General features: G+C 45.3%; 13 protein-coding genes and 1 tRNA gene. 8 read left to right on the forward strand and 6 right to left on the reverse strand.

The genetic code is table 11. The annotated features are described in order from the left end of the window. Positions 1 to 39: 39 nt before the first annotated feature. Together ACO1B7_RS09715 and queA are read right to left on the reverse strand one after the other, a co-directional pair. Complete coding sequence (locus tag ACO1B7_RS09715) at positions 40 to 1,068, reverse strand: hypothetical protein (protein ID WP_216986290.1); 1,029 nt, start codon at positions 1,066 to 1,068, stop codon at positions 40 to 42. A 16-nt stretch (positions 1,069 to 1,084) separates the two neighbouring features. Beyond that, positions 1,085 to 2,119, reverse strand: a complete 1,035-nt coding sequence (queA, locus tag ACO1B7_RS09720; protein WP_005106092.1) for a tRNA preQ1(34) S-adenosylmethionine ribosyltransferase-isomerase QueA — start codon at positions 2,117 to 2,119, stop codon at positions 1,085 to 1,087. Positions 2,120 to 2,286: 167 nt separating this feature from the next. Between queA and ACO1B7_RS09725 the strand changes: the two genes are divergently transcribed. Further along, positions 2,287 to 2,373 (forward strand) — tRNA-Leu (locus ACO1B7_RS09725). Between the two features lie 260 nt (positions 2,374 to 2,633). Here the strand turns inward: ACO1B7_RS09725 and ACO1B7_RS09730 are convergent. After that, the gene (locus ACO1B7_RS09730; protein WP_423090117.1) at positions 2,634 to 4,865 is read right to left on the reverse strand and encodes an NADP-dependent isocitrate dehydrogenase; all 2,232 of its coding nucleotides are present in this window, start codon (positions 4,863 to 4,865) and stop codon (positions 2,634 to 2,636) included. 484 nt (positions 4,866 to 5,349) lie between these two features. Between ACO1B7_RS09730 and ACO1B7_RS09735 the strand changes: the two genes are divergently transcribed. Together ACO1B7_RS09735 and ACO1B7_RS09740 are read left to right on the forward strand one after the other, a co-directional pair. Further along, positions 5,350 to 5,859 carry a DUF1543 domain-containing protein gene (locus tag ACO1B7_RS09735; protein ID WP_253138205.1) on the forward strand — a complete coding sequence of 170 codons (510 nt, stop codon included), beginning with the start codon at positions 5,350 to 5,352 and terminating at the stop codon, positions 5,857 to 5,859. 137 nt (positions 5,860 to 5,996) lie between these two features. Next, entirely contained in the window at positions 5,997 to 6,989 is a 993-nt protein-coding gene (locus tag ACO1B7_RS09740; RefSeq protein WP_423090118.1) for a DUF2804 domain-containing protein, read from the forward strand. A 63-nt stretch (positions 6,990 to 7,052) separates the two neighbouring features. On the opposite strand, the gene ACO1B7_RS09745 is transcribed toward ACO1B7_RS09740, so the two are convergent. Beyond that, a complete protein-coding gene (locus tag ACO1B7_RS09745; protein WP_005252814.1) occupies positions 7,053 to 7,931 on the reverse strand; it encodes a metal-dependent hydrolase in 879 nt (292 codons plus the stop codon). Between the two features lie 142 nt (positions 7,932 to 8,073). Between ACO1B7_RS09745 and ACO1B7_RS09750 the strand changes: the two genes are divergently transcribed. Then, the gene (locus ACO1B7_RS09750; protein ID WP_423090119.1) at positions 8,074 to 9,111 is read left to right on the forward strand and encodes a helix-turn-helix transcriptional regulator; all 1,038 of its coding nucleotides are present in this window, start codon (positions 8,074 to 8,076) and stop codon (positions 9,109 to 9,111) included. Positions 9,112 to 9,159: 48 nt separating this feature from the next. Here ACO1B7_RS09750 and ACO1B7_RS09755 read toward each other — a convergent pair whose 3' ends face one another. After that, positions 9,160 to 10,494 (reverse strand): Na+/H+ antiporter NhaC family protein, encoded by a 1,335-nt coding sequence (locus tag ACO1B7_RS09755; RefSeq protein WP_004645172.1) that lies wholly within the window; start codon positions 10,492 to 10,494, stop codon positions 9,160 to 9,162. 365 nt (positions 10,495 to 10,859) lie between these two features. Here ACO1B7_RS09755 and trpA point away from each other — a divergent pair, with 365 nt between their 5' ends. From trpA to ACO1B7_RS09775, 4 genes are read left to right on the forward strand one after another with little or no spacing between them, the layout of a single operon-like run. Beyond that, complete coding sequence (gene trpA / locus ACO1B7_RS09760; RefSeq protein WP_423090120.1) at positions 10,860 to 11,663, forward strand: tryptophan synthase subunit alpha; 804 nt, start codon at positions 10,860 to 10,862, stop codon at positions 11,661 to 11,663. Next, entirely contained in the window at positions 11,660 to 12,556 is an 897-nt protein-coding gene (gene accD / locus ACO1B7_RS09765; protein WP_004733767.1) for an acetyl-CoA carboxylase, carboxyltransferase subunit beta, read from the forward strand. Before trpA ends, accD begins: the two co-directional genes overlap by 4 nt. Further along, positions 12,553 to 13,836 carry a bifunctional tetrahydrofolate synthase/dihydrofolate synthase gene (gene folC, locus ACO1B7_RS09770; protein WP_005252806.1) on the forward strand — a complete coding sequence of 428 codons (1,284 nt, stop codon included), beginning with the start codon at positions 12,553 to 12,555 and terminating at the stop codon, positions 13,834 to 13,836. Before accD ends, folC begins: the two co-directional genes overlap by 4 nt. Beyond that, positions 13,833 to 14,855, forward strand: coding sequence for an SPOR domain-containing protein (locus tag ACO1B7_RS09775; RefSeq protein ID WP_374952459.1), 1,023 nt, complete (start codon positions 13,833 to 13,835; stop codon positions 14,853 to 14,855). Before folC ends, ACO1B7_RS09775 begins: the two co-directional genes overlap by 4 nt. Here the strand turns inward: ACO1B7_RS09775 and ACO1B7_RS09780 are convergent. Next, a complete protein-coding gene (locus ACO1B7_RS09780; protein WP_374952816.1) occupies positions 14,852 to 15,454 on the reverse strand; it encodes a dual specificity protein phosphatase family protein in 603 nt (200 codons plus the stop codon). The two genes, ACO1B7_RS09775 and ACO1B7_RS09780, sit on opposite strands and share 4 nt — an antisense overlap. Positions 15,455 to 15,471: the final 17 nt, after the last annotated feature.

Raw genomic sequence — 15,471 nt, forward strand, 5'->3', positions numbered from 1 at the left:
CCCAAGCTATATCTATATTTTAAAAATGATGCGAAAAATTTATTTTAAAAACTGCAGCAGATCATGTTGTAAGTTTTCGAGCTGTTTTAATTTAAACGTTCTCAGGTGGCCGCGCAATGTGGAAATATCGCTAATATTCTGCTGCTTGCTCGATACCTGAAATAAATCATGGGGCCCTAGATAGCACAGCATCTTATTTTCTGGATGAAACAGTAAATCACCCTGACGCTGTTCAAAAAAATCGGCCAGTCGCAGCACAAAACCCGGACTGAGTAATTTGGCAGTTTGCAGCGGATCACTGCCATAAAAGCTTAATCTCTGGTTGGTGCGAATATCGCTGCTGTGCCAGGGATAGCTATAAGGATAATAAAATTTCTTTCTGGAAGTCGTAACGGCCAGTCCCTGAATCTGGATATCAAACACAAATACGCCCCACAGGTCTTTATGGACCTGCATCAGTTTGACTGGCTGACCTTCCTTATTTCGGGCCTGTACTTCATCAATATAGTGGTATTGGAACAGTAGCACCTGATGTTGCTGGCCATTTTCATCTTCCCAGACCGTGCTGGCATAACGCTGAATCTCATTACTCAACGAACCTTGATTGAATACTGGAAATAATTGTTTTAAATGCCGGATAAAGTACAGGGGATTGAGTGGCATGGAAATATGCTGCGGCTGTTGTTGAAAAGCAAGCTGATATTTCTTGGCCAGTGCCTGTTCTTCCAGAAAAGCAATGACTTCCTCTAAGGGTTGCTGCTGTTCATAGCAAATATAGGCCCAGAAGATACAGAGACAGCCGAGAAAAACACTGCTCTGAATCCAGATATTTCCCGGCGCAATAAAAATGCTGCCAATCAGAAAAAGCCCAATTCCGGCAAGCGCAAGCGGCAGGTTATTTTCAAACTTGAGCGTAATCGGGCCATTCCAGGGATGCAGCCCATCCAGCAATTGCTGATGCGTTTTGGCCTGTTGACCCAGATCCCAAAGCCGAGCGATATTTTGAAACACCACTGCATTTTTCTTGCGGCGAATATGAATGGACTGTTGTACAGACTCGATCGGCATAGGCAATGGTTCTCGCTTATTTCGCCTGATCAATCAGCATGGCATCGCCATAACTGAAGAAGCGATACTGGCTGTCTACTGCATGCTTATAAGCATTGAGAATATTGTCACGATTGGACAAGGCAGACACAAGCATTAACAGGGTCGATTCTGGTAAATGGAAGTTAGTGATCAAACGATCGACCACTTTAAACTGATAACCCGGATAGATGAAAATCTGGGTATCACCTGTCCAGGCTGCCAGTTCACCGTTATGTGCTTGTGCTGCACTTTCGACTGCACGGGTGGCAGTCGTGCCTACAGAAATGACTTTATTACCGCGGGCTTTAGTCTGACGAATCATCTCGACCGCAGTTTCAGGGACGTCGCACCATTCGCTGTGCATGATGTGATTTTGAATATCATCGGTACGCACTGGCAGGAAAGTACCTGCACCAACATGTAGGGTCACAAAAGTTTTTTGAATCCCTTTGGCTTCCAATTTTGCCAGCAGATCGGCATCAAAATGCAGGCTGGCAGTAGGTGCTGCAACGCTGGCCAGTTTGGTCGGGTCATTAAACACAGTTTGATAACGTTCAGTATCAATCTCTTCTGCTTCACGGTTGAAATAAGGCGGAATCGGCAAGGCGCCGTATTGATCCAGCACATCGAGAATTGGTTGTGAAAATTCTACAATAAACAGATTTTCATGACGGCCTTGTACGGTCACTTTCACTGCATCCGGGCCAATAAAAAGTTCTGCACCGGCTTTCGGAGTGTTGCTGGCCTTAATATGACAATAGGCAATAAAGCGATCTTGCATACGCTCAACCAGCACTTCTACCGCACCGCCTGAAGCACGTTTACCTTTTAAACGGGCCTTCATGACTTTGGTGTCGTTTAATACCAACAAGTCGCCGTCTTCAAGTAAATCCAGAATATCGGTAAATTGATGGTCATGATATTGACCTTGGGCATCGAGGTGCAACAGGCGAGAGGCACTGCGTGTTTCCAGTGGGTAGCGAGCAATCAGCTCATCGGGGAGATCAAAATTAAAATCAGAAAGTTGCATGATGATTTACGCTAAAAAAACTGCGGCTAGTATAAACTTTTTTCTTTTTTATGGCGGGAATTGCTCGATTTTAAAACGAAAAAATGCGATTTGTTTTAAAAATAAACAAATGAAAATATTCTGCGTTGACAGTGCTGAGAAATCGCGTATTATACCTTTCATCCACTCCCGAGGTGGTGAAATTGGTAGACGCGGCGGACTCAAAATCCGCTGTCAGAGATGACGTGTCGGTTCGAGTCCGACCCTCGGGACCAAAATTCTAAAAAACCCCAAGCACATTCAGTCTTGGGGTTTTTTATTGTCTGAAAAATAATAACCTGTTTCTTTTTATCTGCTCTTCAAAATTATCTTCTTGATTTAAAAGATAGCTTGTGAAAATAACACTGCATAGAACTGCTTAAAAAATGGATTGCTTCAGTGATTGCGCTGCATGAATTGGACATAAAAAAAACCGGCACGTCAGTGCCGGTTTTTTAATCAATTTAACCTAAGGTTAAATCGATTTTTTAACTCATTACATAGAAGCAAGAGCAGCATTCAACGTTGCACTTGGACGCATCACTGCATTTACTTTCTCTTGATCAACTGCGTAGTAACCGCCGATGTCTACTGATTTGCCTTGAACTTCTGTAAGCTCAGCAACGATTTTCTCTTCATTTTCAGCTAAAGTTTTTGCAAGTGGTGCAAATTTCGCTTTCAATTCAGCATTTTCGTCTTGAGCAGCCAAAGCTTCAGCCCAGAATTTCGCCAGGTAGAAATGGCTACCACGGTTGTCCAATTCGCCAGTACGACGAGAAGGAGACTTGTCGTTATCCAGCAATTTGCCAGTCGCTTGGTCTAAAGTTTTAGCAAGTAACTTGATGTCGTCATTGCCTTCTTTAATACCCATTTCTTCTAAAGACACCGCCAACGCCATGAATTCACCCAGTGAATCCCAACGTAAGTGGTTTTCTTCAACTAACTGCTGTACGTGCTTAGGAGCAGAACCGCCTGCGCCTGTTTCGTACATGCCGCCACCTGCCATTAATGGCACGATTGACAACATTTTCGCAGATGTACCCAATTCCATGATCGGGAACAAGTCAGTCAGGTAGTCACGCAGGATGTTACCTGTTACAGAAATAGTATCTAGACCGCGAGCAACACGTTCAAGCGTATAACGCATTGCACGTACTTGTGACATGATCTGGATGTCAAGACCAGTGGTGTCATGATCTTTCAGGTATTTTTCAACTTTCTTGATCAGTTCGTTTTCGTGTGGACGGTACGGGTCAAGCCAGAAGATTGCCGGCATGCCAGAGTTGCGTGCACGAGTAACTGCAAGTTTTACCCAGTCGCGGATCGGTGCGTCTTTCACCTGACACATACGCCAGATATCGCCTTCTTCCACGTTTTGTGACATCAACACTTCACCAGTTTCAAGATCAACGATGTTTGCAACACCGGCTTCAGAGATCTCGAAAGTCTTGTCATGTGAACCGTATTCTTCAGCTTTTTGTGCCATCAAACCAACGTTCGGTACAGTACCCATGGTTTTTGGATCAAAATTACCATTCCACTTACAGAAATTGATCATTTCCTGGTAAATACGCGCGAATGTAGATTCAGGCATAACTGCTTTACAGTCGTAAGGTTTGCCATCAGCGCCCCACATTTTACCGCCACCACGGATCATGGCAGGCATAGAAGCATCTACAATGACGTCGTTAGGAGAGTGGAAGTTAGTGATGCCTTTTGCTGAATCAACCATCGCCAGTGCTGGACGGTGTTCTTGACAAGCGTGCAGGTCACGGATGATTTCTTCACGTTGAGAAGTCGGAAGCGCCTCGATTTTCTCGTAAAGACCTGCCATACCGTTATTGACATTAATGCCAAGCTCATCAAAAAGCTTGCCATGTTTTTCGAATGCTTCTTTGTAGTAGATTCTTACACAGTGACCAAAGACGATTGGGTGAGACACCTTCATCATGGTTGCTTTAACGTGTAAAGAGAACAGAATGCCTGCTTCACGACAGTCTTCAAGTTCTTTCTCGTAGAAGTCGCAAAGTGCTTTCTTGCTCATGAACATTGAGTCGATGATTTCGCCGTCTTGAAGCGCAACTTTTGGCTTAAGAACAATGGTTTCACCAGACTTGGTGATCAATTCCATTTTCACATCACGTGCGCGGTCTAAAGTCATTGACTTTTCGCCGTGGTAGAAGTCACCTTCGTCCATGTGTGAAACGTGAGTTTGAGACCACTGTTTCCACTCGCTCATCGAGTGCGGGTGTTTTTTCACGTAGTTTTTAACGGCAGCAGGCGCACGACGGTCTGAGTTACCTTCACGTAGAACAGGATTTACTGCTGAACCAAGACATTTGCTATAACGTGCCTTGATTGCTTTTTCTTCTTCAGTGGTCGGGTTTTCAGGATAGTCAGGGATTGCATAGCCTTTAGACTGAAGTTCCTTGATACACGCTGTTAGCTGGCCAACAGAAGCACTGATATTTGGGAGTTTGATAATGTTCGTGTCTGGATCTTGTGTAAGACGACCTAGCTCAGCTAGAGTGTCAGGCACCTTTTGCTCTTCGCTTAGGTAATCTGTAAATTCGGAGAGCACGCGCACAGCTACAGAGATGTCACTTTTGACGATCTCAACGCCAGCTGGCTTAGTAAAGGTCTCAATGATCGGCAGCAGAGAATAAGTCGCCAGTAATGGCGCCTCGTCGGTCAGTGTGTAAATGATAGTTGACTTTCCACCAGCCATATATAGCCCCTTGCGTTGGATTGAGTTTCTGAGGACCGAACTTTTGGCCCAGTCTCTTTGAACCGATTTGCTTAAATAAAAACATTGAGAGTATCGTCTTTCAGCGCATTTCAGTCAACGAAATATGCCTTTAGATTGAAATTTGGGCGAAAATTTGTACAGATTTGTGCGGTTTAGCCGTGTTTGTATTTTGTACAAAAAAATAATCCTCTATCGCTGTAAATCCTGATGAAAATGATCGGAAATGCTCTGTTAGCCAATTGTATTCACTGAAAATGAGTTTTTGGTCCTGAGACAGGCTTAAGCTGATCCTCGATATGGATATTGAGAGCGAGTGATTTGATGCTGTTTTGCGCAAATTCAGTCAGGCTGACTATGCAAATTTGCCCTTGACAGATGGCTGCATCATCATGGAATGACTTTGCGCTATACTGGCAAGCATCAATTAACTGATCTTAAAGATTGACGCTAACAAGGAAATGTAATGCCCAGCTTGTTTATTGTGATGCTCGGTGGTCGTCATGCCCGTGCCAATACAGAAGTTCATGATGTAGTTTTGGCAATAGGAGAGAGTCTGGAAGACACCTATCCGCAATTAAAAAATGCCTGGTTTGCGGAACAGAAAGGTCTGCATATTGATGCCTGGGCGCAAATCAACGGGCTAGAGTTCGAGGGCAAGTCCTATACGCTGCAATTTACTGATGCACAGCCACAGCAATCCGATGAAAAACTTTGGCTGATTAATCTGGGTGGTTATGATCCACGTGAGTTTGGCGAGTTGCATCGTTATGTGCTGGTGGTTGCGCAGAATGCTATGGTGGCTAAACAGCGTGGTAAAGTTTACTTCGCCCGGCACTGGCAAAAACAGCATACCGACCGTGTGCTGGATGTAGATGACTGTATTGCCATCGATCAGGTTTATGGCCGTTATGTACAACTACTAGAAGGTAGTTTCAGCGGCAATCGTTGGGAAAATACCTATCTCACCATTTAAAGCAATTTGCGATTGAATTAAACTTGCTGCTGGCTTAATGATTCGATAAGCGGTTTAAAAAATCTCTTTATCAAAATTTAATAATTGGCATAATACTGCCAAGGAAAAACAGTTTTGACTGAGATGGAATGTCTTAAATGGATTTAATTCAGGCAAATGGACAACCGCGTTATGGACGTTTCAAGGAGCTTCCAAAAAGTATTGACTATCAGGCATATCAATACAAGAATCCTTATGGTCATGTGCTGTCAGGCTGGCGTAAGCATCTAAAATATAAAAAATTCAAATTCTGTAGTATTCAGCACGAGCATTATACGATTGGACTGGCGATTGCCGATATCGCATGGGCAGGGCATGGTTTTGTCTATGTCTATAACCATATGACCAATGAAGTGTTGGAATGGAATGCGATTAATTTCCTGTCCCGTAACACGGTGCTGGACGAGCAGCCACTGTTTAATCATAGTTATTTTCACAAGTCACCTTTTCAGATCGATATCCAGCATGCCAACGGCGTGCGTTATATCAACGTCAGCAAATATGGTGAAATTAAACTCAGTGCCCGGATTTTCTGTGCTGGCACAGACCCGCTGAGTATGTGCAGTCCGACTGGCATCAACGGCTGGACCTATACCCAGAAACTGACCACTTTGGGCTGTGAAGGTTTTTTCATTAACAAGCAGGGGCAAACCATCCAGTTTAATGAACGCAGCTTTGCCTCATTAGATGATACCTGCGGCTTTTTACGCCCGGAAACCGCCTGGTTCTGGCTGTCCTGTAATTTCTGGGATGTGAACCAGAACCGGATTGGGATTAATCTGGCCTCTGGCGTAAATGAAAGCTTTGGCAATGAAAACTGTCTGTGGATCAATGGAAAGATTTATCCATTGGCCGATGTACTGTTCCAACAGGAATCGGAAAACCAATGGACGATTCAGTCGCTGGATGAAAAACTGAATCTGATAGTGAGTACAGGCTGGCGCCGTTATGAAAATCTGAATTTACGTCTGGTGGGGAGCCAGTTTAGTCAGTGGCAGGCCAAGGTTTCCGGAACAATCCAGCAGGATGATCAGGAAATTATTTTACTGAATGAATATGCCTTGCTTGAGCAGCATTATGCCAAATGGTAAAAGTGCAGGACATAAGACCTAATTTAAAAGCCTTCAATTTTTGAAGGCTCTTTTGATTTGAGCTTAATCTTTGGCGGCCTGCCAGAAGGCTTCACCTGCTTGAATTGGATCATTGGTTTCGGCTAAGGTTTTTACCCAGACATCGTATTGCGCAATCACAGGATGTTGACTGGGATGAAAATCTTTTTTAAACCAGTCCCGATATTGTGGGCCCATACGGGTCAAGGTACCGTTACGGCCAAACAACCAGGGCAGTCCTTTCAGGTTCATTTGCAAACGCTCTAAGACACTGAACCCATCATGTTTCAGCATGACATTGGCGCGATAGGCAGTATAACTAAACATCAAAAATGTCGTGCTGAGCAGGGTCATTTTGCGCATCCATTCAGGTGTTTTTGCAATATCTTTCATCACGTCAAAAGCCACATCACGATGTTCCATTTCTTCAATCGCATGCCAGGCAAACATGGCACGTACATAAGGATGCCCGTCTTTTAAGGTGGATTTTTGACCGTAAAAAGTTTCAGCCATCAGCGCAGTCAAGTGTTCTGCCGCTGCCGTCGTGGCAATATTGAACTGTGCTGAACGATGTTTGAGGTCATGAGCGAACATATTATTCAGACGCTCAATAAAATCATCGACAGGCATGCCTTGTTCACGCATCAGCTGGTTCATTTTCTCATGGGCAATGCCGTGCTGTGCTTCCTGACGAATAAAATCTGCCACACGTTTTTGCAGCTCCGGGTCTGTGATCTGATCTCGGAACAGGCGCACACTCTGAATAAAATAACGCTCGCCATCTGGAAAGGTCAGGCTCAAGGCATCGAACATGCGGGTCAGAAAGGGGTCACCGCCAAACCAGTAGCGCGGGATTTCATCCAGTTTAAAATCAAGCTGGGTCCGGACCACGGGCTTTATTGAAGATTTTAATACTGCATTCATCTTATGAATTCTTTTTTGTGACGATGCTGACAGTATGTCGGGGAATGCCGTAATTGTTTTGACAGTGCTTGCCAATTTTTATACATTTTATGCCAAATGAAAATAAAACTGCTTAGACTAAAGCAGGCAGCGGGAAGCGCGCATGCAAGAAATTAAAATATCCAATGGTTATATTCAGCTTTGGGCGACTTATCTGCGCAGTCTGCAAATTGAGCCTTTGGAAGCTGACTTTCTGCAAGATGTACATGAAGCGCTTGTCCCCCTGATTGATCAGCCTTTTGCCACGCAAGTGCCGCTGGAATTATTAAATCAGCTTCTGTTAAGAACCCGGCAACATTTAAACTGTCCACAACTAATTTTCGAGATCGTGCAGGTTATTCGTCCAGAACATTTTGGCGTGCTCGGTTATATGGCTTCGCGAAGCAGCAGCGTTGCGGAAATGATCCGGCATATCATTCGCTTTCAACGACTGGTGATTGATGGCAGTGAGTTTGTACCTTTGCAATTGAAGCAGCGTGAACACAGTCTTGAATTATTTTGGGCCTATCTGGATGAAAAATATAATCTGTTAAATGAGCTGACCATGGCCGCGATGGTGCAGTTGGGGCATGTCATTTTGCAGGATCATCAACTGTTACTGCACTGTGTACGTTTTGCCCATGCGCCCGACAGGGGGCAAATGCATTATCAAAAGTTTTTTGCCAGTGAGGTGAGATTTTCTCAGGACTATTATGGCATAGAGCTGGATTTGCAAGGACTGGCACATGGGTCTGAGCAGGCTGATCCAATCCTGTTGCAGCTACTGGCTCATCAGGCAGAACAGGCGATTGCAGCCAAGCCGCCCCTTGAAAATCATTTGGAACAGGCGCAGCAAATGATTGCCGAACAGCTGCGGACCCAGCATCAGGCCATTAAAGTTGAACAGCTTGCCCGGCAGTTGTTGATGTCGACACGTAGTTTGCAGCGCTTATTCAGTACACAGGGCACTTCATTTAAAAAACTGCTGGAACAGCAGCGGATTAAACGTTGCGAGCTGTTGTTGCAGCAGGGATTAGGTCTGACCGAGATTGCCGAGCAGCTGGATTATTCTGATCAGTCGGCTTTGGCACGGGCCTATAAGGCAGCCACCGGACAGACCTTGTTAGAGCGAAAAAGGCAGTTACACAAAGCACGAAGCTGAAAAAAGCGACCGGTATCGGTCGCTTTTTTATTTTCGCAGGATGATGGATTAAGTGCTTGCTTTCACCTGAGGGAATCTAAACGCGATCGCAGCAATCGCAAAAATGGCCAGAATCCAGCAATAGTACACACCACCAATCAGTTCAACCGGCGAGATTTTTGCAATGGAACAGGCCAGTAGTAACTGTGCGCCATAAGGAATTAAACCCTGTACCACGCAAGAGAAAATATCCATCAGTGCCGCAGAACGCTTGGGATCCACCCCGTATTCTTTGGCGACTTCACGCGCCATATCACCAGACAGAATAATCGCCACGGTATTATTGGCCACAAAGATATTCGAAAACACCACCAGAAAACTAATCCCGATTTCGCCGGCACGTTGCTTCCCAACTTTAAATAGACGGGTCAAGCTATAAATGCGCTCGATCAGCCAGCGTAAACCGCCTTCTCGTTGCATGATCGCCGAGAGGCCACCCAGGAACATCGACAATAACGCCACTTCAAACATGCCGACAAAGCCATCATAAATTGAAGTATTCAGTTTGAGCAGATCAAATTCAGCTGTGGCAAACAGGCCAAACAAGCCGGAAAGTAACACCCCAATGGTCAGCACAGCGAGAACGTGTAAACGGCTAAAGGCTAAAATAAATACGGCGATATAAGGTAAAACCAGAAGCCAGTTAAAATCCTTGTATTCCACTGCATTGCTACTACTGGTACTCAACACGTAAATCAAAATAGTGACGATTGAGGCTGGAACCGCAATCCAGACGTTGACCCTGAACTTGTCACGCAGTTGTACGCGTTGGCTGGTGGTCGCCGCAATGGTGGTGTCTGAGATCATGGACAGGTTATCACCAAACATGGCACCACCGACCACTGCACCAATCGCATAAATCACATCAATATCGGTAACCTGGGTGAAACCAAAAGCGATTGGCGCACAAGCCGCAATGGTGCCCATGGAGGTACCCATCGCCGTGGCAATAAAGGCCGAGATCACAAATAACATCGGCAGAATAAATGTGGGTGGAATCACCGACAGGCCCATCTGCACGGTGGCGTCGACGCTGCCAATGGCGCTACTGACGCTGGCAAAGGCGCCGGCCAGCATAAACACCATAAACATCAGAATTAAGTTTGGATGACTGGCACCTCTGAGGAATTCCTCAATGCCCTGGTTGAGTTTGCCGCGATACACTAATGCAGCCAAGATAATCGCAGGCAGGGCAGCCACAGGCGCTTTCACCTGATAGAACGCGAACTCGGTTCCGATCAGGGAATGATAGATCCCGCTACCCAAAAATATGGTTAAAAATACAATAAGCGGCAGCAGTGCAATGGCGCGTGCCTGCACTGTAGCCTCAGAATCAGTCTGCATAGGAGATAAAAAAGTAAGAGAATAGGACTAGTATAAAGCAGGTTTTGCTATTTCAGAAAACTTTAAATGAATGCGCTAACATCTGCATTTTTATTAATTTTTATATGATAAAAATAAGTTTATCTAAATATTCAGGATTTTAGGTAATAGCAAAATTAGGCATCTTTGATCATTGAGAAAAAAATCAAAATAATCGTAAATAGACCCTTCCGAATTGTTTTGAAATCTTCGCACAGGAAATGAAGTACTCGAGGTCGGTATCGCAGACTGTTCATTGGACAAAAAATAGCGTTACAATGCGATGTCTTGTATTTCTACATAGTCAATGCCTCAAGTTTGAAACACGTTAAGGAAAATACCACCCTATGTCACGTTTAGCCACACGATTTGGACAACTTAAATCTCAACAGCGTAAAGCTTTAGTTTCTTATGTCATGGCGGGTGATCCGCATCCAGAAGTCACAGTGCCTTTGCTGCATGAGATGGTGGAAGCGGGTGTCGACGTGATTGAGCTGGGACTTCCTTTCTCGGACCCGATGGCAGATGGGCCGGTGATTGCACTAGCTGCTGAACGTGCTCTGGCAGGTGGAACCAATACCCTGGATGCCCTGCACATGGTGAAAGAATTTCGCTTGAAAGATCGCGAAACACCAGTGGTGCTGATGGGTTATCTGAATCCGGTTGAAGTAATTGGCTATGAAAAGTTTGTGGCTTATGCCTATGAATGTGGAGTAGACGGCGTACTGCTGGTGGACTTGCCACCAGAAGAAGCAAAAAGTCTGGGTGAAGTACTGGCAAAATATGACATGGATCAGATTTTCCTGCTGGCACCAACTTCAACCGATGCACGTATTCAACATGTAGCAAAACAGGCCAGCGGCTTTATTTACTATGTGTCACTGAAAGGCGTGACCGGTGCAGCAACTTTAGATGTCTCTGAAGCCGCTGCACGCATTCACAAGATTAAAGCTGTGACTGATGTTCCTGTAGGCGTAGGTTTCGGTATCAGTGATGCTGCATCTGCGAAAGCGATGGGTGTTGCTGCCGATGCAGTTATTGTGGGTAGTGCGTTTGTAAAGCAGTTTGCAACGCTCGCACCAGAACAAGCCGTTATTGCGACGGTGAATAAAGTCAAGGAGCTTCGAGCAGCGCTCGATGAGTTAGTATGAGTCAACAAGTGAAATCAGGCAAAATTCTGAGCCCATCGACCCCATGGACGGAGCGTACTGTTCCGGGCATTCAGGTACCCGATGAGCAAACGGCATATAAAGCGACATTTACCGAGCCTACGATTGAGTGCCCTGAATGTCATGCATTGGTGACCCGTACTGCCATGTCATTTAATGCTTATGTCTGTCCGCAATGTGATGAACATTTGCGTATGAAAGCCCGTGAACGTCTGAACTGGTTCTTTGACCAGGTGCAAACAGAATTGGGTCAGGAATTTATAGCCAAAGATCCGCTGAAATTTGTCGATAGCAAAGCCTATCCAGACCGTATGGCGGAAGCACAAAAGAAAACTGGTGAAACCGAAGCATTGGTGGTAATTCAAGGTTTGCTGAAAGGCGTACCGATGATTGCCTGTGCGTTTGAATTCGACTTCATGGGCGGTTCTATGGGTACAGTGGTCGGTGACCGCTTTGTTCAGGCGGCAGAACGTGCGATTGAAACCCGGCAGCCCCTGATCTGTTTTGCTGCTTCGGGTGGTGCACGTATGCAGGAAGGCATGTTGTCCCTGATGCAAATGGCGCGCACTTCGGCTGCGATCCAGCGTTTAAAAGAAGCAGGTCTGCCTTATGTCGTGGTACTGACTCATCCAGTGTACGGCGGTGTGACCGCATCATTGGCAATGCTGGGTGATGTACATATTGCTGAACCGAAAGCGATGATTGGCTTTGCCGGTAAACGTGTGATCGAACAGACTGTACGTGAAAAACTGGAAGAACCGTTCCAGCGCGCGGAATATTTGCTTGATCATGGGGTAATCGATCAGATTGTTCACCGTCATGCATTACGTGATACAGTTTATCGTATCGTTACGAAGTTGATGAATTTGCATTGAACACAGCACCCTTAGCAACAGATTCTTTAAATACATGGCTCGATTATTGGAGCCATGTTCACGTTACGGGTATTGATTTAGGTCTGGAACGGGTTATTCCTGTGGCTGAAAAGCTGGGCGTGACATCTCCAGAGGCCAAAGTGCTGACGGTGGCAGGAACCAATGGTAAGGGTTCGACCACCACCACGCTGGCCGCGATCCTGAATGCGCAAGGCTTCAAGGTCGGGCTATATCAATCCCCCCACGTGTACCGTTTCAATGAGCGTGTTAAATTGCGCGGCATTGAAGTAGAAGATCAGTTGCTGATTGATGCTTTTGTTCAGGTCGATCAGGCTCGTCGCGAATGCGGTTTGAGCCTGTCTTTCTTTGAAGCCACCACACTGGCTGCTTTTGTGATTTTTAAAGATCAAGGCTGTGATGTCTGGGTACTGGAAGTGGGTTTAGGCGGCCGTCTGGATGTGGTCAATGTGGTCAATCCAGATGTGGCGGTAATTACCAATATTGGTCTGGATCATACCGACTGGCTTGGTGACACCATTGAGAAAATTGCTTTTGAAAAGGCCGGAATTATTCGCCCGGATATTCCCGTGGTATTTGGTGGACAGCAACAGATCCCGCAAGCCATTCTAAATAAAGCCCAAGAATGTAAAGCACCCTTGTATGCAATCAACCGGGATTATTTTTATGAAGCCTTTGAAGATGGCCAAAGCTGGGCTTTTGCTTCATCAGGTACGACCTTAAAACTCCCTACAGGTTCACTGGCATTAGATAATATTTCTACCGCCGTGGCTGCCATTCTGCTGAGCGAATTAAACGTCAGCCAGCAGGCAATTGCACAAGGCATTCAAACGGCAAAATTGCCGGGACGGTTTGAAATCCGTCAAATCCAGAATAAAACCGTGATTTTTGATGCAGGACATAACCCGCATGGGGTGGAATTTCTGCTGAAACAATTACGAGATTATTTAAATTACAATCAAAAATATAATGAAGTCATTTGTGTATTTTCAATGCTGGCAGATAAAGATATAAATTCTGTCGTCAAGTTATTGAAAGACACGGTTCAATTGTGGAAAATTGCACCATTATTCGTCCCACGTGCGGCAGAGGTCACAGTTTTGGCTGATGCTTTAAGCGGTGAGGCGGTAGAACAATTTGACAATGTAAAATTAGCTTTTAAATCAGCACTGGATCAAACAGATAATAATCAGCTGATTTTGGTATGTGGATCATTTCATACCTTAGAAGCGGTATGGGAGTATTTGGAAGAATGTCAATGAATAACAAACAGCGCTGGATGGGCGGTGTTGTTTTACTCGGTGGTGGTGTTTTATTGGCAGCATTACTCCTGAAAGGCCAAGATGAAATCAATCAGGACCGTCAGCAAAATCCGGCACAGGCTGCGGAAGTTGAAAATAAAGAGGCAGGCAATCATTCGCTCGGTTCTTTGACGGTCGATGTAGAAACAGAAAAGCGTTTACTTGAACAGCAACGTCGTGACCGGGAAAAAGCGGTTGCAGAACAGGAGGCGCGTGCAGCTGAATTTTTAGCGATGCAACAGCAGGCTGAAGCAGATGCTGCCCGTAAAGCGGCTGAAGAATATGCTGCCCTGAATGCACACCGCCTGGGACAGCAAAGTTCGGATAATATTCCGCCAGAACTGGTTGAAGACGAACAAGCCAAGCAGAAACGTTTGGCTGAAGAAAAAGCGGTACAAGAAAAAAAGTTAGCCCAGCAGCAGCTGGACCAACAAAAAGCTAATAGTTCTACTGATGCAGCCAAGAAAGAAGCAGAGCGTAAAGCTGCTGAAAGCAAAGCCGCTGAAGAAAAACGCAAGTTAGAGCAACAGCAAAAAGCCGAAGCAGAACGTAAGGCGACTGAAGCAAAACGTAAAACCGAGGAAGAGCGTAAGGCTGCTGAAAAGAAAGAAGCTGAACGTAAAGCTGACGAAAAGCGTAAAGCTGAAGAAGCCAAGAAAAAGGCTGCAGCCGAAGAAGCCAAGAAGAAAGCAGAAGCTGAACAGGCGCGTAAGTTACTGGAAGGTGAAGAGGACAAGCAATGGATGGTGCAGGTGGCACTGGCAGCGAATGAAGCCAATGCAGATGCTGTAGCAGCCAAACTGCGTGCTAAAGGTTATAAAGTGACCAAAAGCTCAACTTCTAAAGGTGTACGCATCATGGTGGGGCCGTCCAAAGACCGTGAGACTGCAGATGCACTCCGTAAGAAAATTGCGTCTGATGCCAGCCTGAATATGAAATCAGCTTGGGTGAATGATTGGGTGCCGCTAGATAAGCGTTAATTCTTTGTATTAACCAAAGTTTCTGTAGATGGATTCGTGAGTTGCTCGCGAATCCATTTTACAATTTCAGGGGTAAATAGATTGTCAATATTGCGCCAAATGGCATGAAAGCCATAACCGCCATGTTTCATTTCCTGTAACGCCTGCTCAATCGGCCAATGTTCAAAAATAATCCGGTACATGGCGACACTGGCACCGGTTCGGTCTGAGCCGTGATAACAATGCAGGAGCACCTTTTGATGATTTTGTTGTGCTTGCTGAATCAGTAGCATAATTTTCAATAAATCTTCCCGATCAATTGCCCAGGTATGGATGGGTACATGATGCAACTGAAGTTTTTCATTGCTCAAAAGAAAGCTGTCTTTATCCCGTGAACGTAAATTAATAACCACATCGATTTGATGCTGTTTTAATAAAGGAATGAGTTCAGTTGAAGGCTGTTCACTACGATAGACAAAATCGCTGATTTGATGAAAATTATGATTCTGATGAATGGGCTGTCCCCAATGCTGAGGACGTTTATGTTCAGGCAGGGCAGGCGTAGTCATACAACCTGTCAGGAGGCAGCTCATCAGGATTGGAAATATGCAGATTTTCATACAGAGCATAGAGGTTG

The sequence above is a fragment of the Acinetobacter lwoffii genome (genome assembly GCF_049367455.1).
GTDB lineage: Bacteria > Pseudomonadota > Gammaproteobacteria > Pseudomonadales > Moraxellaceae > Acinetobacter > Acinetobacter lwoffii_W.

Coding starts and splice junctions, on each gene's coding strand:
- ACO1B7_RS09715 (WP_216986290.1), bottom strand. CDS start 1,068: ATGCCGATCGAGTCTGTACAACAGTCCATTCATATTCGCCGCAAGAAA.
- queA (WP_005106092.1), bottom strand. CDS start 2,119: ATGCAACTTTCTGATTTTAATTTTGATCTCCCCGATGAGCTGATTGCT.
- ACO1B7_RS09730 (WP_423090117.1), bottom strand. CDS start 4,865: ATGGCTGGTGGAAAGTCAACTATCATTTACACACTGACCGACGAGGCG.
- ACO1B7_RS09735 (WP_253138205.1), top strand. CDS start 5,350: ATGCCCAGCTTGTTTATTGTGATGCTCGGTGGTCGTCATGCCCGTGCC.
- ACO1B7_RS09740 (WP_423090118.1), top strand. CDS start 5,997: ATGGATTTAATTCAGGCAAATGGACAACCGCGTTATGGACGTTTCAAG.
- ACO1B7_RS09745 (WP_005252814.1), bottom strand. CDS start 7,931: ATGAATGCAGTATTAAAATCTTCAATAAAGCCCGTGGTCCGGACCCAG.
- ACO1B7_RS09750 (WP_423090119.1), top strand. CDS start 8,074: ATGCAAGAAATTAAAATATCCAATGGTTATATTCAGCTTTGGGCGACT.
- ACO1B7_RS09755 (WP_004645172.1), bottom strand. CDS start 10,494: ATGCAGACTGATTCTGAGGCTACAGTGCAGGCACGCGCCATTGCACTG.
- trpA (WP_423090120.1), top strand. CDS start 10,860: ATGTCACGTTTAGCCACACGATTTGGACAACTTAAATCTCAACAGCGT.
- accD (WP_004733767.1), top strand. CDS start 11,660: ATGAGTCAACAAGTGAAATCAGGCAAAATTCTGAGCCCATCGACCCCA.
- ACO1B7_RS09775 (WP_374952459.1), top strand. CDS start 13,833: ATGAATAACAAACAGCGCTGGATGGGCGGTGTTGTTTTACTCGGTGGT.
- ACO1B7_RS09780 (WP_374952816.1), bottom strand. CDS start 15,454: ATGAAAATCTGCATATTTCCAATCCTGATGAGCTGCCTCCTGACAGGT.